Origin of the sequence: Methylobacterium thuringiense, from assembly GCF_022179645.1 — a bacterium.
In the GTDB taxonomy this organism is placed as follows: domain Bacteria; phylum Pseudomonadota; class Alphaproteobacteria; order Rhizobiales; family Beijerinckiaceae; genus Methylobacterium; species Methylobacterium thuringiense.
The window spans coordinates 211,269-231,042 of the sequence record NZ_BPRA01000005.1 but is presented as its reverse complement, the minus strand read 5'-3'; the positions used below and the strand labels follow the sequence as shown (position 1 = coordinate 231,042).

Here is a 19,774-nt window from a genome sequence, read left to right as displayed (position 1 = left end):
ACCAGCGCCGGAAAGGCCGCGCCGAAATCGATCAGGAACTTGAAGCCCTCGACCTGGGTGATGGTGATGCTCGGTGCCATGCCGGCTGTGTCCTCGCCTGATCCTGCCGCCACGTGGTCCCGCCTTGGACCCAACGAACTGCCGCATGCCGGTATCCCGGAAGTGAGCGATCGAAGTGGTCCGGCCCGGTCTTGACGCTGATTTCGTATTTGGTATACCAGATGCCAATCACCGAGTCACTGGAGCGAGGGGGCGAGCCTCTCGATCCGGAAAACGGGAGGATCAGACGCCATGACCGATCCCTGCATCGCCATCCGGCACGCGGCGTCGGCGTGATCATGGCACCGGGCTTCGACGTTTCCGGGCTGGTCGCCGCCATCGGCGACGCGGTGGTCGTCTCCGATCCGGAGGGGCTGATCGTGGTCTGGAATCCGGCCGCCGAGCGGATCTTCGGATTTTCCGAGGCCGAAGCCCTCGGCCAGCGCCTCGACCTGATCACCCCCGACCGTCACCGTCGGCGCCACTGGGACGGCTACCACAAGACCATGCGCACGGGCGTGACCAAGTACGGCGCCGACGTGCTGCGCGTGCCGGCCCTGCACAAAGACGGCCGCGCGCTCTCCATCGCCTTCACCGTGGGCATGCTCCATGGCGCCGACGGCGCGGTCACCGGCATCGCCGCGATCATCCGCGACGATACCACGCGCTGGGAGGATGAACGCCAGCTGCGCCGCCGAGTCTCGGATCTGGAGGCCGAGATCCAAGCATCCGTTTCAGCGGAATTTGAAGACGAGCCAGATTTGACGTCGAAACACTGTTTTTAGACTTCGGATTTCTCAAAAAAACTTCGAAACCGCAACGCCGTCGACCACAGGGAGACAACGACCATGAGCCAGCCGCTCGAAGGCATCAAGATCATCGACTTCACCCACGTCCAGGCCGGACCGGCCTGCACGCAGCTCCTCGCCTGGTTCGGCGCGGACGTGATCAAGGTCGAGCGCCCCGGCGCCGGCGACGTCACCCGCAACCAGCTGCGCCACGTCGAGGGCGCGGACGCGCTCTACTTCACGATGCTGAACTCGAACAAGCGTTCGCTGACCCTCGACACGAAGGTCAAGCAAGGCAAGGAAGTCCTCGAGAAGCTGATCAAGGAATCCGACGTCATGGTCGAGAACTTCGGCCCCGGCGCCCTCGACCGCATGGGCTTCTCCTGGGCCAGGATCCAGGAGCTCAACCCCGGCATGGTGCTGGCCTCGGTCAAGGGCTTTTCCGACGGCCACCATTACGAGGACCTGAAGGTCTACGAGAACGTCGCCCAATGCGCCGGCGGCGCTGCCTCGACCACCGGCTTCTGGGACGGCCCGCCGACCGTGTCGGCCGCCGCGCTCGGCGACTCGAACACCGGCATGCACCTCGCCATCGGCATACTCACGGCGCTGCGCCACAAGGACAAGACCGGCAAGGGCCAGAAGGTCGCCGTCTCGATGCAGGACGCGGTGATCAATCTCTGCCGCGTAAAGCTGCGGGACCAGCAGCGCCTCGACGCCGTCGGCTACCTCGAAGAATACCCACAATATCCGCACGGCACGTTTACGGACGTGGTGCCGCGCGGCGGCAATGCGGGCGGCGGCGGCCAGCCGGGCTGGGTGCTGAAGTGCAAGGGCTGGGAGACCGACCCGAACGCCTACATCTACTTCACGATCCAGGGCCACGCCTGGGCCCCGATCTGCAAGGCGCTCGGCCGCGAAGAGTGGATCGACGACCCGGCCTACAACACCGCCCGCGCCCGCCAGGACAAGATCATGGACATCTTCGGCACGATCGAAGAGTGGCTCGCCGACAAGACCAAGTTCGAGGCCGTCGACATCCTGCGCAAGTTCGACATCCCCTGCTCGCCGGTGCTCTCGATGAAGGAGATCTCGGTCGACAAGTCCCTGCGCGACAGCGGCACCATCGCCGAGGTGCAGCACCCGAAGCTCGGTTCGTACCTGACGGTGGGAAGCCCGATCAAGTTCTCCGACCTCCAGGTCGACATCAAGGCCTCGCCGCTGCTCGGCGAGCACACCAACGAGGTCCTGGCCGGCCTCGGCTACAACCAGCAGCAGATCGCGGAGCTTCACGACGCCAAGGCTGTCTGAGCCGCGGTTTCGGAAACGAGACGGCCCGGGGGTGGCGCGCGAGCCTGACCGACCCCGAGCCCGGCTCCTCCTCATTTCTCCTCTCTTGGCAAGGGCGCGACGGCGGCGACGAGCCACCGACGCTCCCTTGCGACAACTCCGGGCCGATCCGTCGGTCCGGCTTTTCTTTTTGGGAAGGCGGAGGCGACGGGCTATGCCGTCGCCGCCCCGATCCCGTCAGCGCCGAGGCCCGTGCCGATGCTGAGCCCGTTCCTGAGCCGGTTCGTTCCGGATCTGCTCGCCATCAGCACGCGGGAGCGCGTCCGCTCCGCTTGCGGCGCGTTGGTCGGGATCCTCCTCACCGGATTGATCGCGCGGAGCGCCGTCGGATCGGACGCCGCTTTGCCGGCGCTGATCGCGCCGATGGGCGCCTCGGCCGTCCTGCTCTTCGCAGTGCCGTCGAGTCCGCTGGCGCAGCCCTGGTCGATCCTCGGCGGCAACCTGGTGGCGGCGCTGGTCGGCGTCACGGCGGCGGCGAGCATTACCGACCCGGTTCTGGCCGCTTCCGTTGCGGTGGGGCTCGCCATCGCGCTGATGATGCTCCTCGGCTGCCTGCATCCGCCGAGCGGCGCCGTGGCGCTGACGGCCGTGCTCGGCGGCCCGGCGATCCGCGATCTCGGCTACGGTTTCGTGCTCTGGCCGGTCGGCCTGAACTCGGCCCTGCTGCTGGTCTCGGCCCTGGTATTCAACAACCTGACGGGACGCTCCTACCCGCATGTGGCGCCGGGCCGGCCGGCGCGCGGCAACGATCCGATCCCGGCCTCGGGCAGCGGCCTCACCGCCGCAGATCTCGATGCGGCGCTCCGGGACGTCGACGAGATCCTCGACATCGGCAGAGGCGACCTCCAGGCAATCCTGCGCCGGGCACAGATCCATGCCTCGCTGCGCCGCTCGGGCCAGACCACCTGCGCCGCGCTGCTCTCGCGAAACGTCCGCGCCATCGCGCCCGAGACGCCGTTGCGCGACGCCCTCGAGATGCTGCGCGGCCACCGCGTCACCATTCTGCCGGTCACCGACGAGGGCGCACGGGTGCTCGGCGTCGTCACCCAGAGCGACCTCATCGACAAGACGGTGTGGGACATGCGCGGACCGCGCCTCGGGCTCGGCCGCCGGCTCCGGCTGACGCGCGACCGCGGCCGCGCTCCGCACGGCTCGGTCGCCGACGTCATGACCACGGACATCACCACGCTGCACCCGGACACGGTGGCCGGCGAGGCCGCCCTTCTGATGACGCAGGCCGGTCTCCACCATGCGCCGGTCACCAGCCCGGACGGGCGGCTGGTCGGCGTCGTCGCGCAGACGGATCTGGTGGGTGCGATGCTCGCCGACATGGCGAGCCGCGGCGACGAGGGTCCGAGCCTACGCCTGGCGTCCGCCGGAGCGTCCTGACCGCTCGTACCAGCGGCCTTCGACCATAACCGGTCCAAGGCGTCCGCCGCACGACCAGCGGCGGCACGCTTTCGCGCTTACCAACGGCCAGTCGCAGGAAGGGGCAGAGCTTTCGTCCGTTTGCATCAGTCGACGGCCGACAGCATCTCCCGAAGAAAGAAATCGACGGCCTGCCGCACGACGGCCGGGTCGTAGGCGTGCCGCCCGTCATACTCGACATAGGTGACGTCGTAGCCGGCTTGCCGGAGCAGGCGAGCATGGACGCGGCCGCTGCGGTCGATTGGAATCTGTTCGTCGCGGGTGCCGTGCGAAAGGAAGATGCGCGGCGCGCCGGCCTGGAGCTGGACGGACAAAAAACCCGCCGAGGACACGATGACGTGGCTGACGCGATCGCCGTTGGTGAGCCCGAGGGACAGCGCGTAGCTGCCGCCGTCGGAATGGCCGGCGAAGGCGAGCCGGCCGGGATCGAGCAGGAAGCGCGCGGTGACGGCCGCCAGAGCCAGGTCCAACCGTTCGCGGTCGGGGCCGTTGCCGGCGATCACGAGGTCCCAGGTCGGATGGAGCGATTGCGGCGCCAGCAACAGGAAGCCGCGGGCCTCGGCATGGGCCTCCAGCATCGGCAGGATCTTTTGGGCGCTGCCGCCGCCGCCATGGAACAGCACGACCAGCGGCACCGGCCGGCGCGCGGGAACCGCCTGCGGCACGAACAGGACCGCGTCGCGCTCGGGAAACAGCCCGAGGTCGTGACGGCCCGGGGGGAGCGGCTTTTCGGTCGGCAGCCGGGGGAGGAAGCTCAACCGGCCCGCGAGCTGGGGGTCGATCATGGCGTTACCCGCGTTGGTGTCGGCTCATGCCGTTCCGGATGATCGGATCGGCATGCGACTGGGGCTCTCCTCCACCTCTGGGGGAGGTGGCCGCGAAGCGGACGGAGGGGGCCGGCGCCGTCGTCCCCGGCATGGGTTCGGTGCCGCCCGCTCCACCGCGCTGCGCGCGGTCCCCCTCGCCCAGAGGGCGAGGAGTGGCACGGTGACCGCTTCGATCGACAGGACACGGTATCGGAAGGCGCAACCTCGACAGCCTCGCTGGCTGCCGGGGCAGGGCCGGTCTCGTTAGAGACTCGACGAGGCGAGCCGCCCTCACGTCTTCTTCTTGATCGCGCTCTGCGGATTGAGGCTGCCGATATTGCCGCTCTCGCTGCCGGCGGCCGGGTCGATCGCGGCGTTGATCAGAGTCGGCCGGCCCGAATCCATGGCCGCATCCACCGCGCGCTTGAGCTCGTCGGGGGTGGTGACGTGGGCGCCGACGCCGCCGAAGGCTTCCATCATGCGGTCGTAACGCGCCTCCGGCACGAAGACGGTGGTGGCCGGGTCGCGGCCGGTCGGGTCCGTGTCGGTGCCGCGGTAGATGCCGTTGTTGTTGAACACCACGATGCAGACCGGCAGGTTGTACCGGCAGATGGTCTCCACCTCCATGCCGGAGAAGCCGAAGGCGCTGTCGCCCTCGACGCACAGCACCGGCTTGCCGGTCTCGACAGCGGCGGCGACGGCGAAGCCCATGCCGATGCCCATGATGCCCCAGGTCCCGACGTCCAGGCGCTTCCTCGGCTGGTACATGTCGATGATCCCGCGGGCGAGATCGAGGGTGTTGGCGCCCTCGTTGACGAGGATTGCGTCCGGCCGCTCCTTGATCACGGTGCGGAGCGCGCCCAGCGCCGAGTGGAAGTCCATCGGCGCCGTGTTCTTCATCAGCTTCGGCGCCATCTTGGCGACGTTGGCCTCGCGCTTGGAACGCAGCGTCTCGATCCAGTCGGCCGGCGCGGTCTTCCAGCCCTGGCCCATGCCTTCGAGGAGTGCCGCGAGGCAGGAGCCGATATCGCCGACCACGGGCGCGACGATCTCGACGTTCGAGTCCATCTCCCGCGGCTCGATGTCGATCTGGATGAAGCGCTTGGAGCCGGGCGCGCCCCAGGTCTTGCCCTTGCCGTGCGAGAGCAGCCAGTTGAGGCGGGCGCCGACGAGGAGGACGACGTCCGAATCTTTCAGAGCCGTCGAGCGCGCGGCACCGGCCGAGAGCGGATGCGTGTCCGGAAGGAGGCCCTTGGCCATGCTCATCGGCACGTAAGGGATGCCGCTGGTCTCGACGAGTTCGCGCACGAGTTCGTCGGCCTGGGCGTAGGCGGCGCCCTTGCCGAGCACGATCAGCGGGCGCTTGGCGTTCTTCAGTTCCTCAATGGCGCGGGCGACGGCCGATGGCGCCGGGATCTGGGCAGGGGCCGCGTCGATCACCTTGACGAGCGAGGCCGCGCCGGCTTCGGCATCCATCACCTGGCTGAAAAGCTTGGCGGGGAGATCGAGATAGACCCCGCCCGGACGACCGGAGACGGCGGCGCGGATGGCGCGGGCGATGGCGATGCCGATATCGGCCGCGTGCAGCACGCGGAAGGCGGCCTTGCAGAGCGGCTTGGCGATGGCAAGCTGGTCCATCTCCTCGTAATCGCCCTGCTGCAGGTCGACGATCTCGCGCTCGGAGGAGCCCGAGATCAGGATCATCGGGAAGCAGTTCGTGGTGGCGTTGGCGAGTGCCGTCAGGCCGTTGAGAAAGCCCGGGGCCGACACGGTGAGGCAGATGCCGGGCTTCTTGGTGAGGAAGCCCGCGATCGCCGCCGCGTTGCCGGCATGCTGCTCGTGCCGGAAGGAGATGACGCGCATGCCCTCGGCCTGGGCCATCCGGCCGAGATCGGTGATCGGGATGCCGGGCACGCCGTAGATCGTCTCGATGCCGTTGAGCTTCAGCGCGTCGATGACGAGGTGGAAGCCATCCGTCAGCTCCATCGGAGCGTCGGCTTCGGCGATGCTGACGTCGGTCGTCGACGTATCGATGAGCTTGGCCACTGCAAACATGTCGTTCCCTTCCGAGAGAATGTGTGAGGTGTCACCCTTGTCCGACCGGGTTGTTCGGAATCGGCGGGCGCGTGGGATCCGGCTGAGATCCGATCTTTGGTATACCAAATACCAATAATTGGGTCAACGAAAACGCCGGCCGAAATGGGGATCGGCCGGCGTCTGGGAGATCGTCAGGCGAGGGTGAGCGAGCGATCTTTGGCCACGGCCTGGCCCGGCTCCTCGGTGAGGTAGCGCCGGCGCAGGGGCTTCAGCACGAACATCGCGAGCGATGCCGCGACGATGTTGAGACCGATGATCAGCGCGAACACCGCCGACCAGCCATAGGCCGCCGAGAGCATACTGCCGAACGGCACCAGGAAGGCGGCCGATCCCTTTGCGGTGTAGAGGAGCCCGGCATTGCTCGCCGCGAACTTCGAGCCGAACGTGTCGCCGCAGGTGGCCGGGAACAGCGAGTAGATCTCGCCGAACACCCCGAAATAGACAGCCGTCGCGAAGACGAAGACGTAGGGGTTGGTGCCGAGGTTGAGCAGGACGATGATCGCCATTGCCGCGATGCTGAAGGCGATGAACATCGTGTTCTCGCGGCCGATATTGTCCGAGACCCAACCGAAGAACGGCCGGCCGAAGCCGTCGAAGATCCGGTCCAGCGAAATCGCGAAGGTCAGGGCCGCCATCTGCAGGCCGAACAGGCTCACCGGGACGTCGGCGACCTTGAAGTCATGGGCGATCGGCGCGATCTGCGCCGCCGCCATCAGGCCGCCCGAGGCCACCATGACGAACATGGCGTACATCACCCAGAACACGGGGGTACGGACCGCTTCCTTCGGGCTGCGGTCGACGCTCGTCTGCGGCAGGCGCAGGCTCTTGCGCTGGACCGGGCCGGCCGAGCGCGGCTTGCGCAGCAGAAACGACAGGGCGACGACGACGAGGCCCTGTCCGACGCCGAAATACAGGAAGGCGTCCTGGTAGCCGCTCGTGGCGATCATCTTGGCGATCGGAACCACCGTGATGGCCGCGCCCGCGCCGAAGCCGGCCGCCGTGGCGCCGGCCGCGAGGCCGCGACGGTGCGGGAACCACTTCAAGGCGTTGCCGACGCAGGTACCGTAGACCGAGCCGGCCCCGATCCCGCCGATGACCGCGGCCGTGTACAGCACGGGCAGCGACTCGGCATGGGCGTTGAGGAACCAGGCGAGACCGATCATCACGCCGCCGAAGCCGACCACGACGCGCGGGCCGTAGCGGTCCACGAACCAGGTCTCGATCGGTACGAGCCAGGTTTCCGTTGCGACGAAGATCGTGAAGGCGAACTGGATGGCCGCACGGCCCCAGTGAAACTTGGCGTCGATGGGATCGACGAAGAGCGTCCAGCCGTACTGCAGGTTGGCGATCATCGCCATGCAGAGCACGCCGAAAGCGAGCTGCCACCATTTGGCCGAGGGCGCGTCGTGCGCTGCCTCCCGGTGTCGAGCGGATGTGTTCGGCGCGTCCTGGCGATCCATCCCGGATACCTCCCGTTGCGGGTTTTCTTGATTCCGTAGCAGGTCCATCAAGCATGATATTTCTAGGTATGCAATATACCAGAGATCGGATCGGGCGAAGAATATGGTGCCGCGCAGGTCGATCGTACGATCCGCGCTGGGCATGGTCGAGACCGAAGGCCTGATCATCGCGGCCGGAGGAGGGCCGAAACGACGACGCGCGCCGGGCGTCTCAGCCACGGCGCGCGTCCGCGCAAAAACAAACCGGCGGCCGGTTGCTCGAACCGGCCGTCGGCGATCGTGGGGAGGTTACTCCGCGGGAACCGCGTGGAGGGCGAGCGCCGGCTTCGTATAGGCGGCCCGCATCGGCTTGAGCACGAACAGCGCCATCAGCGCTGCGAGGATGTTCAGCCCGGCCGCGGCCAGGAACACCGCGTGCCAGCTTCCGGTCATCGTGGTCAGCACGCTGGAGAAGGGCACGATCAGCGCGGCCGTGCCCTTGGCCGTGTAGAGCAGGCCGGCATTGGTCGCGGCGTATTTCGAGCCGAAGGTGTCGCCGCAGGTGGCTGGGAACAGCGAGTAGATCTCGCCCCAGGCGAAGAACACGAGCCCGGTGAGGATCACGAACATGAACGGGTCCTGCCCGAACACGCTCAGGAGGTAGATGCCGACGCCTTCGATGCCGAAGGAGAGGAACATCGTGTTCTCGCGGCCGATATGGTCGGAGACCCAGCCGAAGAACGGTCGGGTGACGCCGTTGAGCACCCGATCGATCGTCGCTGCGAAGGTCAGGGCCGGCAACGTGATGCCGAGCAGGCTCACGGGGGTGTCGATGATGTGGAAGTCCTTGGCGATCGGCCCGAGCTGGGCGGTGGCCATCAGGCCGCCGGCCGCCATCATCACGAACATCGCGTACATGATCCAGAAGATCGGCGTGCGCACCATCTCGCCGGGCGTGAAGTCGCGCTTGCTCTGGCTGACCTTGGCCACCTCCGGCACGTCGCCCTTCTTCGGCGCGATCAGGAACAGCGCCAGGATCATGACGACGACGCCCTGGCCGATGCCGAAGTAGAAGAAGGCCGACTCGTAGCCGTAGTTCTTGATCATCGCCTGGATCGGGATGACCGTCAGTGCCGAACCCGCGCCAAAGCCCATCGCGGTGAGGCCGGCGGCGAGGCCGCGGCGATCGGGGAACCACTTCAGCGAGTTGCCGACGCAGGTGCCGTAGACGGCGCCGGCGCCCGTGCCGCCGACGGCGGCGGCGGCGTAGAGCATCGTCAGCGAGTCGGCGTAGGAGTTCATCACCCAGCCGACGGCACAGAGCAGGCCGCCCATCAGCGCGACGATGCGCGGGCCGTACTTGTCGACGAACCAGCCTTCGATCGGGACGAGCCAGGTCTCGGTGACGACGAACATCGTGAAGGCGACCTGGATCGCGGCGCGGTCCCAGCCGTGACGCTCCTGGATCGGGTTCACGAAGAAGGTCCAGCCGTACTGCATGTTGGCGATCATGCACATGCAGACGATGCCGAAGACCAGTTGCAGCCATCGACTGGTGGGCGGTGAACCGGCTGTCGTGGAGGGGGTAACCATGGCGTTTCTCCAAGGAGAGGTCTTTGGGATGCTTGGCGTTATTGGACCGTCTTGATTGTCTTGATTCTTGATTGCGTCGTCGGCCGGCCGGCTTCGCGCGGATGGCTGCGGACGAGGTTCGGACGCTCCTGCGCAGACGAGCGCCGCAAGCGGAAAGCCGTATTGAAATAAGTTCGGGGACGTCGTCCTTCGGTCACGGGTCAAGGCCTCCGTCGGAGCGAAGAGGCGCGAGAGAAGTGAGTGTCGTCACAAGCCCGGCGGTGCCGGAATCATGCGAATGCTTCGACGGCCAGATGCGGATGTATGTTTCCGCTTCTCCGACCGGCGCCTGCACCATAATTCAAAATTCAGAATTGACAATAGGTATGTTGTATACCAGATTGGCCTCCATGGATCGTTCCCGGCCATAAGGGGACACCTGACAGGAGGAGCGCCATGGACCGGGAATCGGGCCGAGCGCGCGGCAGAACGGACGCGCCGCGCATCCACAGGGATAGCTCCGTGGGCGAAGCGGCGCGGCGGCTCTCGCAATCGGGCGCCGGGGCTTTGCTGGTCGTCGATGGCCATGCCGCGGATGCCGCCGTCGTCGGGCTGTTGACCGAACGCGACATCTTCCGGGCCCTCGCCACACGCGGCTCGGACATCTACGGTCATTGCGTCTGGGTCATCGCCGAGCACGACTTTCCGGCGATCGACGTCACCGCCTCGCCCGGCGACCGGATGCGGGCCTTCTGCGACCACAAAGTCGACCACATCGCGCTGATGGACGGATTTCGGGTCAGCGCTATCCTGAGCATCTGGGATTGCGCCGGTGCGGCGGACGCCGCGGCTGCGCGAGCCTAGAGCGCCTTCCGGCCAAGTGGATACCGCTTGGCCGAAAGAAGGCGCGGCAAGACAAAGCCTCGGAGCCGCGGGCGATTGCAGGGCGATCGGGCACGGCTCCAAGCCCCCCATCGCATGAGCCGAAAGAGCGCCCGATGAAATACCTCACCGTCGTCGAATGCCCGGTGGCCTTTCCGGCCGAGAACGAGCACGGCCTGTCGAGCAAGGACATGCTGCCCCGCGCCGGCGTGACCGGCGGCCTCGAGAGCCGGCACGTGCGGGTCCTGGAGAACCGGATTACCGCGGTCTGCATCTGGGCGAGCCAAGCCCAGGCCGAGCGGTTCTTCGACCGGGACTGGCACGACAAGGCCGACGCGATCTGGGGCGCGGAATACCAGACCCGGTTCGAGACGATCGACAGCGTGTCGGCCGCCTGAGCGATCCGGCCCGGGGCCTCGCAAGTGGCTATGCCGGAGCCCGACCCCATCGCGAACGGCGACGGCACCGGCTTCCACGCCTGGAACCCCGGCCTCGTCTCGGGCCTGCCGCGCTACGTCCGGCCGCTGGCCACCGTCTTCCGGCCGGAGAACGTCGAGAACACGTTCGCGGAGATCCATGAACTCAGCGATTTCAGCGGGCTGCCGGCGACGCAGCTCGCCCTGTTCCGCCCCGAGCGCCTCGTCGTCCACGAGGTGCTGATCCGGGTGATGGCCGACCTGTCGGTGCCCCTCGGAAGCGTCTACGCCGATCTCGGCGTCAACACCCGCCGCATCGCGGCGACGATTCTTCGCGATGGCGTCGCGGCGCGCCTCCCGCAGATCACCGAACTCCTGGCGTCGATCCGTACCCGGGCGAACGCCGTGCTCGATGGCGAACTCGCGGCCCTGTTCGACCATCCGGGAGAGGAAGGCGATCGCGAAAAACGGCCGTTCGGCCTGTCGGTCTTCGCACGGCGTGTCCCGTCGCCGCCCGCCGAGGACCGCGAGGCGCGTGCCCTGCGCCGCCTCCAAGAGCCGGCGGGTGCACCCGAAAGCCTGGAGCGCTGCGCGCGCGAGTCCCTGCGCACCGTCGTGGCGTGCGTCGTCACCCGCCAAGGCTGTCTGATCCGCGATCGGAGGTTGCTGCGGGGGCTCGCCGTCATCCTCGTCTCGAACGCCCATGGCAGCCGGCGGATCGGGGAGACCCTCGAACCCTGGATCGCGGCCGTCGTCGCGCAGGAGGGCTATCGCCGGGTCGGCGCCCAGGACCGACCCGTGGTCATGAACGTCAAGGGCGCCTCGGCCTCGGGGAAGAGCACCATCCGCCCCTACCAGCGGGCGCTCGTCGAGCGCAGCGGCGCCGACTGGTCCGACTTCGCGGTGATCACACCCGACGTCTGGCGGAAATTCCTGCTCGACTACGACGGCCTCGGGCCGGCCCGGCTTTATGCCGGCCCACTGACCGGCCACGGAGTCGAGATCATCGACGCCAAGCTCGACCTTTACATGGCCCGCAAGGCGGCCGAGGGCCGGATTTCGCACCTGCTGATCGACCGCTTCCGCTTCGACAGCTTCTCCGCCGATGCGCGCGGCGACGGCACCAGCCAACTGCTGACCCGCTTCGGCCACCGGATCTACCTGCAATTCATGATCACTCCGCCCGAGGCGACGGTTGAGCGGGCCTGGAAGCGCGGCGAGGAATTCGGGCGCTACAAGGCCGTGGAAGACCTCCTCGCGCACAACGTCGAGGCCTTCGCGGGCATGCCGCGGCTGTTCTTTCTGTGGGCCCTGCGGACGGACAAGGCGGTGGCGTTCGAATTCCTGGACAACACCGTCCTGAAGGACGAGACTCCGCGCACCATCGGCTTCGGCAGCAACGGTGCCATGACCGTCCTCGACGCGCGGGCGCTCCTCGATATCGACCGCTACCGTAGGATCGACATCCACGCGCGCTCGCCCGCGGAAGTCTATGCGGGCGCCGATCTCGCCCCCGAGCACAATGCCGGATTTTTGCGGGACTGCGTCGGCCGGCTCGCCAGCGTCCGGTTCGCCGAGCGCTCGACCGGCCGCGTCTTCGCCCGGTTCGAGCGCAGCCGCCTCGTCGGCCTCGATCGGGATGTGTATGCCGCCGTCTGCACGGATGACGGGATGCGGGACGCGCTACTCGCCGCAGGCCTTCCCGCCGGGGTCATCGATGTGGCCGGGATCAGCGAGACGCTGTGCGCCGCGGAGATCTCCACGCTGGGAGCATGGGGGCGCGGATAAAAAGCTTCCGAACGGTCGCGGTGCCGCACCGCAGCATCGCGATGGGCCGAAAATGCTGGCCCTCGGAGGGAAATCACGACGACAGCGCGCCCCAGCATGCACAAGGCGCATGGCTGTATCTGGTATTTTGTACTTCATATCCAAAATAACACGAGCTATCACTCTCTTGTCGCACCGCAACATCGGTTCAAGAGGTCATCATGCTCGGTACCGCCCTCGTCGCCCTCGTCCTTCTCTTCGCCCTCCAGGGTCTGCTCGTCGTCAAGCTTGCCGACAAGCTGACCGCGAACGCCGCAACCAGCCCCGATGGCCGCAACGGGAACCTCCAGAACGCCGGCCGCTACGCACAGCTCGCCTGACGGGCTTGGCCGTTCACCGGTCGGTAGACGATCGCTCATCGACGGCTCGCTGCACTCTCGGCTTGGCCGACGAACGCTGCGGCGATGACGGCGAGATCGGACGGATGGTCCGACGCCTCGCTGCCGGTGGGCGGCATCGGTGCCTCCAGGTCTTGGCCGAAGGCTTCCGCGAGGAGTGCCAGGGGTTCGTCGATCATCGTCATTCCTCAGACGCCACCAACCATCCGACGCATCGAATCGCAGCTTCGTAGCCACTCTTGGTATTTGGCATACCAAAATACAATTCGTCAATATAATGCATGCTCGTATCCGCGATCTCCGCGGCACGTGAACGTTATTCTGCGGCGACCCTCTGGATCGCGCCGGTGGCGCCCGAACCCCGTATCGTGTCGATCTCGGCCTCGGAGCAGCCCAGCACGTCGCGAAGAACCTCGTCGGTGTGCTCGCCGAGGAGCGGCGACCGCGTGATTGCCACGGAATTCGCCGAGAGCTTGATCGGGTTGCCGACGGTCAGATACGGCCCGCGCGTCGGGTGATCGACCTCGACGACCGTTCCGCTGGCGCGCAGCGCGTCGTCCTCCGCGATCTCCTTCATCGACAGGATCGGCCCGCACGGGATGTCGTAGGCGTTGAGGATCTCCATCGCCTCGAGCTTGTCGTGCTTCATGGTCCACGCTTCGATGCGCGTGAAAATCTCGTTGAGATGCGGCAGCCGGGCTTTCGGCGTCACGTAGTCCGGATCGGTCTTCCAGCCGGGCTCGCCGATGATGTCGCAGATCGGCTCCCAGACCGCGCCTTGGGTGATGAAGTAGATGTAGGCGTTGGGGTCCTGCTCCCAGCCCTTGCATTTGAGAATGCGCCCAGGCTGGCCGCCGCCGGAATCGTTGCCGGCCCGCGGCACGGATTCGCCGAACTCCACACCCTCGCCGAACTGGCTGTATTCCGCGAGCGGGCCCCGCGCGAGGCGCTGCTGGTCGCGCAGCTTCACCCGGCAGAGGTTGAGCACGCCGTCCTGCATGGCGCAGTCGACGCGCTGGCCCTGGCCGGTCTGCGTGCGGTGGTAGAGCGCCGTGACGATGCCTAGCGCGAGGTGCAGGCCGGTCCCGGAATCGCCGATCTGCGCGCCGGTCACCGTCGGCAGGCCATCGCGCCAGCCGGTGGTGGAGGCGGCCCCACCAGCGCATTGCGCAACGTTCTCGTAGACCTTGCAATCCTGGTAGCGGCCCGGGCCGAACCCTTTCACGGAGGCGAGGATCAGGCCCGGATTGGCAGCCTGCAGTGCCTCCCAGGTCAGGCCCATGCGGTCGAGGGCACCCGGCGCGAAATTCTCGACGAGGACGTCGCATTCCCGGATCAGCCGCCAGAGGAGTTCCTTGCCGGTGGCGTTCTTGGCGTCGATCGTGATCGAGCGCTTGTTGTGGTTCAGCATCGTGAAATAGAGGCTGTCGACGCCGGGTATGTCCTGCAGTTGCTGGCGCGTGGCGTCGCCGGCGCCGGGCCGCTCGACCTTGATCACGTCGGCGCCGAACCAGGCGAGAAGCTGCGTGCAGGTCGGGCCGGACTGGACATGCGTGAAGTCCAGGATTCTCACCCCATCGAGTGGCGTGCCCGTCATAGTCTCCTCCCGAGGAGCGGTTGGTCTTCCGCGGATCCCGGCCGGGCCTTTGTCGGTCCGTACCGGGGCGCGCGCCGCCTGGAAGCGGGCGACCCGGATCTGCTGCGGACCGAACGAAACTCGGGCGCGGAGCAAGGGCGAAAGCTTCGTGTTCGACGACTCGCAGAGTATTGGCATACCAAATACCAGCGGTCAATTTTGCTGGCTGCCGCGGGTGCGACCGTTTCGGGCTATGCCCTGCCAAGCGCGGCCGCCGCCTTGTGTTTCCAACGGTGAGCCGCCATGGTCCCGACGGTTCGCGAAGCCTTCAGCGATCCCGATCCGAAGCCAATACCGGACTGATACTGACGCGATGCAGACCTTCACAATAAAGCCGATCGTCCCGGCGACGAGTTTGCGGACACTGGCGTATGAAGCGCTGAAGTCTGCCATCACCAACATGGACATCTACGGTCAGACCGGTGACGTCCGCCTCGACGAGCGCGGCCTGTCGCAGACGCTCGGCGTCAGCCGCACGCCGATCCGCGAGGCGCTGACGGTGCTGGAGCAGGAAGGCTTCGTCCGCAACGAGCCGCGGCGCGGCGTCTTCGTCGTGCGCAAGACCCGCAAGGAGATCGTCGGCATGATCCAGGCCTGGGCGGCCCTGGAGAGCATGGCCGCGCGGCTCGCCTGCGCGCGCGCTTCGGACGAAGACCTCAAATGCATGCGCACGATGTTCCCCGAATTCTTCGAAGGTACGCCGGCGGACCACCTCGCCGAATATTCGGAAGCCAACATCCGCTTCCACCAGAAGATCATCTCGCTCGGTCATTGCGAGGTCATCCAGGATCTCTGCAGCAATCTGCTGATGCACGTGAAGGGCGTCCGCAACATCGCCCTGCGCGAGGGCGATCGGGCCTCGACGTCGATTGCGGAGCACATCCAGATCATCGAGGCGCTCGAAGCGCGCGATGCCGATCTCGCCGAGCGGCTCGTCCGCGATCACGGGCTGGGCCTTGCCATCCATGTCGAGCGTTACGGCAAGCACCTGGAATGAAGCCGTAGATCGGTGCAGCCGGTTGGAACTGGGGTTCGCAAGCCCAAGTATCGGCGGTCGCGACTTGGGCCAGTTTCGCTTGGTCGGCGGGCCGACGCGCTTCGATGTTCTGCATGTCCGGAATGGACTGGAACGGCGATAGCGAGCCATCGACGATCTACATGACGAAGAAGGGAGCCGCGCTCGAAACGCGGCTCCCTTCTTCGTTCCAAGCCCGTGGCCAACCCGATCGGATCGCGGGGCCACGTCCTGGTGTTGTCCCCGTTTCCCTTCGACGAAACGGCAACCGTCTCGTCGAAGGATCCGCTAGTGCCGCGGCAGGCGGTGCAGCGCCTTGAGGAAGATGTCGACGTCCTCGCGGGTGTTGTAGAAGGCGAGCGAGGCGCGGATCGACTGGTCGACGCCGAAGCGGCGCAGGGCCGGCAGGGCGCAGTGGTGGCCGGAGCGCACCGCGACACCGTGGCGGTCGAGGTGGTGGGCCACCGCCTCGTTCTTCTGGCCCTCGATCGTGAAGGACATCACGCTGGCCTTCTCGCGGGCCGTGCCGATGAGGCGCAGACCCTTGATGTCGGCCAAACCCGCCTGCGCATAGTCCAGCAGGTCGTGCTCGTAGGCCGCGATGGCCGGCAGGCCGACGCTCTCCAGGTAGTCGAGCGCCGCACCGAGGCCGACCGCGCCGGCGATGTCCGGCGTGCCCGCCTCGAACTTTTCGGGCGCGCCCTTGTAGACGGTCTTCGTGAAGGTCACGTCCTCGATCATGTGGCCGCCGCCCTGCCAGGGCGGCATCGCCTCGAGCAGGTGCTTCTTGCCGTAGAGGGCGCCGATGCCGGTCGGCCCGAACACCTTGTGGCCGGAGAAGACCACGAAGTCGGCGTCGAGCGACTGCACGTCGATCGGGATGTGCGGGGTCGACTGGGCCGCATCCACCAACACCGGCACGCCGTAGGCGTGGGCCAGCGCGATGATCTCGCGGACTGGGTTCACCGTGCCCAGCGCGTTGGCGACATGCGTCACCGACACGATCTTGGTGCGGCCCGAAAGCAGCGCGGCATACTGCTCGAAGATGATCTCGCCGCGATCGTTGACCGGGATCACCCGCAAAGTCGCGCCGGTGGCCTGCGAGAGCAGTTGCCAGGGCACGATGTTGGCGTGATGCTCGATCGTCGAGACGATAATCTCGTCGCCCGGGCCGATATTGGCGCGACCGTACGAGTTCGCGACGAGGTTGATCGCCTCGGTCGTGCCGCGCAGGAAGACGATGTCGTCCTTCGACGGCGCGTTGAGGAAGCGCCGCACCTTTTCGCGGCCTCCTTCGAACAGATCGGTCGAACGCGCCGCCAACGTGTGTGCGGCCCGGTGGATGTTCGAGTTGTGGCGGCCGTAGAACTCGCTCGTCGCATCGATGACCGATTGCGGCTTGTGAGTCGTCGCCGCGTTGTCGAGCCAGACCAGCCGGTGCCCGTTCACACTCTGGTGGAGCGCCGGAAAATCCTTGCGGACATGCTCGACATCGAAGGGCGCGCCGGCGGGGCTCGACTGGGTCGAGGTCACGCGCGGAGCCGGACCCTCGTTACGCGAGGGTTCGACGCGAGGCGACGCATGCGTCTTCGCGTTACGCGAAGATCCGGTCAGGAAGTAGTAGTCGCCTGACGAGAACGGCTCGTCGCTGCCATGCTCCACCGTGCGCACGGGGTCGCCCGAGAGCCGGCCGGTGCGCTGGAAGTTTTCTTGGGCGACGTCCTTGCGGTGATGCGACGGGTCGGCCGGCACGAGGCTCGGCGCCACCGCACCCGCAAACGCGGTTGCTCGCGGATGGTCCGCCGCGATGGTCCGGTGCAGGTCCGGTCCGCCGGGTAGGAAGGCGGCGACGTCGGGCAAGCTCGGCACGAAGAACTCCGGCAGGCCACGCTGCGCCGACAGAGCATCGGCGAGAGGATGCACCGACGGAATTGTCGTCACGTCGAGGAAGCCGGCGCTGGCCGGCGCAGGCGTCCCGCCGATCGGGTTGGCCGCGGACGGTCCGGTCAAGCCCGGAAGCCCGACGGCAGGGCCGCCGAAGTTCCGCGCGCCGAGAGTGGCCGCGTCGGGCTGGAGGCCCGACGGCAGGGCACCGGAGGGCGCCGAGGGGGTGCCGATAGCGGCACCGGGGAAGGACGGCTGCCCGGAGGCCTGGGGAATGGTCTCCAGGCCTTGGGGAAGCTGCGGCGAAGCCGGCAGCGCAGGGGTCAGCGGCGTGGAGGCCGCGTTACCCTGGCCGTAGATCTCCCGGGCGAGGCGCCCGACGAGATCGGCGTGGGCGAGATCGCCGGGTGCGCCCGTGGGGATGCCGATGGCGGATACTCCCAAAGGGCTGGCCTCAGGCGTAGTCATGGTAGTTGCCGAGCAGCACGTTATCGAGACGTGCGATGGCATCCTCGACCAGCACCGCGGCCGAGAAGTAGCGGGTCACGAGGTGCGAGGCGATAGAGTGGTCGTTGGTGCCCATGTAGCGCACCGACAGGCCGGGCTCGATCTCGCCGGTGACGCCCGACTTCTGCAGGCCGACGACGCCCTGCTCGCCCTCGCCGACGCGCAGCAGCAGGATCGAGGTGGTCTGGGCGCCGGTGACCGGATCGATGTTGATCGGCAGCTTGTCGCTCGGCACCAGGGGTACGCCGCGCCAGGTGAGGAACGGGGCTCCGAACAGGTGGACGACGACCGGCGGCACGCCGCGGCGGGTGGCCTCGCGGCCGAAGGCGGCGATGGCGCGGGGATGGGCGACGAAGAAGGCGGGCTTCTTCCAGACCAGCGTCAGCAGTTCGTCCAGATCGTCCGGGGTCGGCGGTCCCGAGCGGGTCGGGATGCTCTGGCGGCCGTTGACTTCGTTCAGGAGGCCGAACTCGGAGTTGTTCAGCAGCTCCCACTCCTCGCGCTCCTTCACGGCGTCGACCGTGAGGCGGATCTGCTCGCGGAGCTGATCGATCTCGTTCGAGTAGAGATCGGTGACGCGGGTGTGGGTGTTGAGGATCGTCTGTATCGTCGAAAGGTGATACTCGCGCGGGTCGATCTCGTAGTCGACGAAGGTCGTGGGCAGGCGCGGCGCGCCGGTATGGACGGCCAGGAGCTCGATGCCCTGCTCGCCGTGGCTGTTGGTGTGGCCCTTCAGCCGGTCGCGCTCCTCGACATACTGCGAGATGCGGGTCTTGATCGCGTCATCGTTGAGTGCCGAGCGGTCGAGGGTGAGCAGCGTCACGGCCGAGAGCGCCTTGACGGCCGGGGCGGGCTGGCCGTCGCCGACGATGGTCTCGTCGCCGAAGAAGTCGCCGCGGGTGGCGAGGCCCGAACGCAGGCGGTTCTTGTAGGGGCCGGACAGGGAGAGTTCGACCGTGCCGTCGGCGACGATCGTCAGGCTGCGATCCTTCGCGCCCTCTTCGGAGATCGTGTCGCCGGCATTGTGCTTGCTCTCGGTGAACTTGTCGGCGAGCGCGGACAGCTCGGCATCGCCGAGGCGGCTGAACGGCGGCACGGCGCGGAGCGAAGCCGGGCTGACCGCGCGCTTCTTGCCGTCGGTCGGTAGGTCGATGCGGCCGGGCTTGGCCAGCACCACGGCGCGACGGTTCACGCGGTAGACGCCGCCGTCGACATTGACGAAGGGCAGCAGCCGGAGGAGCCAGCGCGGCGTATTCGCGAGGTTCTGGACCGAAGTGACGGTCGCGGTTGATAGATTGCGTGCTGCCGATGCGCCCACGCTCTGTCCCTGTCCGCTCATTGTGGTGGTCTCCGCTTTATTCTTAAAGGTCGGGCTGCGCTCTCCTCGGCACGTGGCGGCTTAGGTACAGTCGAATGACCGCACCGAAAGCCGCGCTCGGGAGCAGCGCGTCCGGGTCAACAGGGTGAATTCTTGAGTTCCGGTATCGACGACTTAAGTCGCTCTGGGAACGGTCGATGGTCTAGCCGCGCCTGCGACATCCCGTCAATGGAAGGATCTTCTTAATTTTTACGACTTTGCAGATCTTCGTTCCATCAAATAGTCTAATACAAAATTATACTGCTATAGATGCCGGCTATGGTAGAAATTAATTCTTCGATTGCCGTGCTGGTCACGGAATTTTCCGGAAAAATCATCTCCCGTCGCCATTGATCGTCGCGCGTCCGCCGAACGAGGCCTGCTCGTCCACCG

General features: G+C 66.9%; 16 protein-coding genes. 8 read left to right on the top strand and 8 right to left on the bottom strand.

Annotated elements, in window-relative coordinates:
- Positions 1-338 precede the first annotated feature (338 nt).
- From MFF07_RS06545 to MFF07_RS06535, 3 genes are all read left to right on the top strand, one after another.
- Positions 339-824, top strand: a complete 486-nt coding sequence (locus MFF07_RS06545) for a PAS domain-containing protein (RefSeq protein ID WP_147813391.1) — start codon at positions 339-341, stop codon at positions 822-824.
- 63 nt (positions 825-887) lie between these two features.
- Positions 888-2,138, top strand: coding sequence for a formyl-CoA transferase (frc, locus tag MFF07_RS06540; RefSeq protein ID WP_147813059.1), 1,251 nt, complete (start codon positions 888-890; stop codon positions 2,136-2,138).
- A gap of 240 nt (positions 2,139-2,378) precedes the next feature.
- Positions 2,379-3,566: an HPP family protein gene (locus MFF07_RS06535; protein ID WP_147813393.1), complete on the top strand. Its 1,188-nt coding sequence runs from the start codon at positions 2,379-2,381 to the stop codon at positions 3,564-3,566.
- Positions 3,567-3,691: 125 nt separating this feature from the next.
- On the opposite strand, the gene MFF07_RS06530 is transcribed toward MFF07_RS06535, so the two are convergent.
- From MFF07_RS06530 to oxlT (MFF07_RS06515), 4 genes are all read right to left on the bottom strand, one after another.
- Positions 3,692-4,390, bottom strand: a complete 699-nt coding sequence (locus MFF07_RS06530) for an alpha/beta hydrolase (RefSeq protein WP_147813062.1) — start codon at positions 4,388-4,390, stop codon at positions 3,692-3,694.
- Between the two features lie 312 nt (positions 4,391-4,702).
- Positions 4,703-6,466, bottom strand: a complete 1,764-nt coding sequence (oxc, locus tag MFF07_RS06525) for an oxalyl-CoA decarboxylase (RefSeq protein WP_147813064.1) — start codon at positions 6,464-6,466, stop codon at positions 4,703-4,705.
- 173 nt (positions 6,467-6,639) lie between these two features.
- Complete coding sequence (gene oxlT, locus MFF07_RS06520) at positions 6,640-7,968, bottom strand: oxalate/formate MFS antiporter (RefSeq protein ID WP_147813066.1); 1,329 nt, start codon at positions 7,966-7,968, stop codon at positions 6,640-6,642.
- Positions 7,969-8,256: 288 nt separating this feature from the next.
- Positions 8,257-9,540 carry an oxalate/formate MFS antiporter gene (gene oxlT / locus MFF07_RS06515; protein WP_147813068.1) on the bottom strand — a complete coding sequence of 428 codons (1,284 nt, stop codon included), beginning with the start codon at positions 9,538-9,540 and terminating at the stop codon, positions 8,257-8,259.
- A gap of 435 nt (positions 9,541-9,975) precedes the next feature.
- Here oxlT (MFF07_RS06515) and MFF07_RS06510 point away from each other — a divergent pair, with 435 nt between their 5' ends.
- The 4 genes from MFF07_RS06510 to MFF07_RS06495 all read left to right on the top strand — a co-directional run bounded on the left by MFF07_RS06510 (position 9,976) and on the right by MFF07_RS06495 (position 12,964).
- Positions 9,976-10,383 (top strand): CBS domain-containing protein, encoded by a 408-nt coding sequence (locus MFF07_RS06510; protein WP_147813070.1) that lies wholly within the window; start codon positions 9,976-9,978, stop codon positions 10,381-10,383.
- Between the two features lie 134 nt (positions 10,384-10,517).
- The gene (locus MFF07_RS06505) at positions 10,518-10,799 is read left to right on the top strand and encodes a hypothetical protein (RefSeq protein WP_147813072.1); all 282 of its coding nucleotides are present in this window, start codon (positions 10,518-10,520) and stop codon (positions 10,797-10,799) included.
- A gap of 30 nt (positions 10,800-10,829) precedes the next feature.
- Positions 10,830-12,605 (top strand): DEAD/DEAH box helicase family protein, encoded by a 1,776-nt coding sequence (locus tag MFF07_RS06500; RefSeq protein WP_147813073.1) that lies wholly within the window; start codon positions 10,830-10,832, stop codon positions 12,603-12,605.
- Between the two features lie 200 nt (positions 12,606-12,805).
- The gene (locus tag MFF07_RS06495) at positions 12,806-12,964 is read left to right on the top strand and encodes a hypothetical protein (RefSeq protein WP_187272367.1); all 159 of its coding nucleotides are present in this window, start codon (positions 12,806-12,808) and stop codon (positions 12,962-12,964) included.
- 35 nt (positions 12,965-12,999) lie between these two features.
- On the opposite strand, the gene MFF07_RS06490 is transcribed toward MFF07_RS06495, so the two are convergent.
- Together MFF07_RS06490 and frc (MFF07_RS06485) are read right to left on the bottom strand one after the other, a co-directional pair.
- Positions 13,000-13,161 (bottom strand): hypothetical protein, encoded by a 162-nt coding sequence (locus tag MFF07_RS06490; protein WP_187272368.1) that lies wholly within the window; start codon positions 13,159-13,161, stop codon positions 13,000-13,002.
- Between the two features lie 137 nt (positions 13,162-13,298).
- Complete coding sequence (gene frc / locus MFF07_RS06485) at positions 13,299-14,579, bottom strand: formyl-CoA transferase (RefSeq protein WP_147813075.1); 1,281 nt, start codon at positions 14,577-14,579, stop codon at positions 13,299-13,301.
- A gap of 352 nt (positions 14,580-14,931) precedes the next feature.
- Here frc (MFF07_RS06485) and MFF07_RS06480 point away from each other — a divergent pair, with 352 nt between their 5' ends.
- A complete protein-coding gene (locus MFF07_RS06480) occupies positions 14,932-15,615 on the top strand; it encodes a GntR family transcriptional regulator (RefSeq protein WP_147813395.1) in 684 nt (227 codons plus the stop codon).
- Between the two features lie 306 nt (positions 15,616-15,921).
- Here the strand turns inward: MFF07_RS06480 and MFF07_RS06475 are convergent, their stop codons facing one another.
- Together MFF07_RS06475 and MFF07_RS22480 are read right to left on the bottom strand one after the other, a co-directional pair.
- Positions 15,922-17,985: a family 2A encapsulin nanocompartment cargo protein cysteine desulfurase gene (locus tag MFF07_RS06475; RefSeq protein ID WP_147813077.1), complete on the bottom strand. Its 2,064-nt coding sequence runs from the start codon at positions 17,983-17,985 to the stop codon at positions 15,922-15,924.
- Positions 17,972-19,363 carry a family 2B encapsulin nanocompartment shell protein gene (locus tag MFF07_RS22480; protein ID WP_147813079.1) on the bottom strand — a complete coding sequence of 464 codons (1,392 nt, stop codon included), beginning with the start codon at positions 19,361-19,363 and terminating at the stop codon, positions 17,972-17,974. The genes MFF07_RS06475 and MFF07_RS22480 overlap by 14 nt, the downstream gene beginning before the upstream one ends.
- Positions 19,364-19,774: the final 411 nt, after the last annotated feature.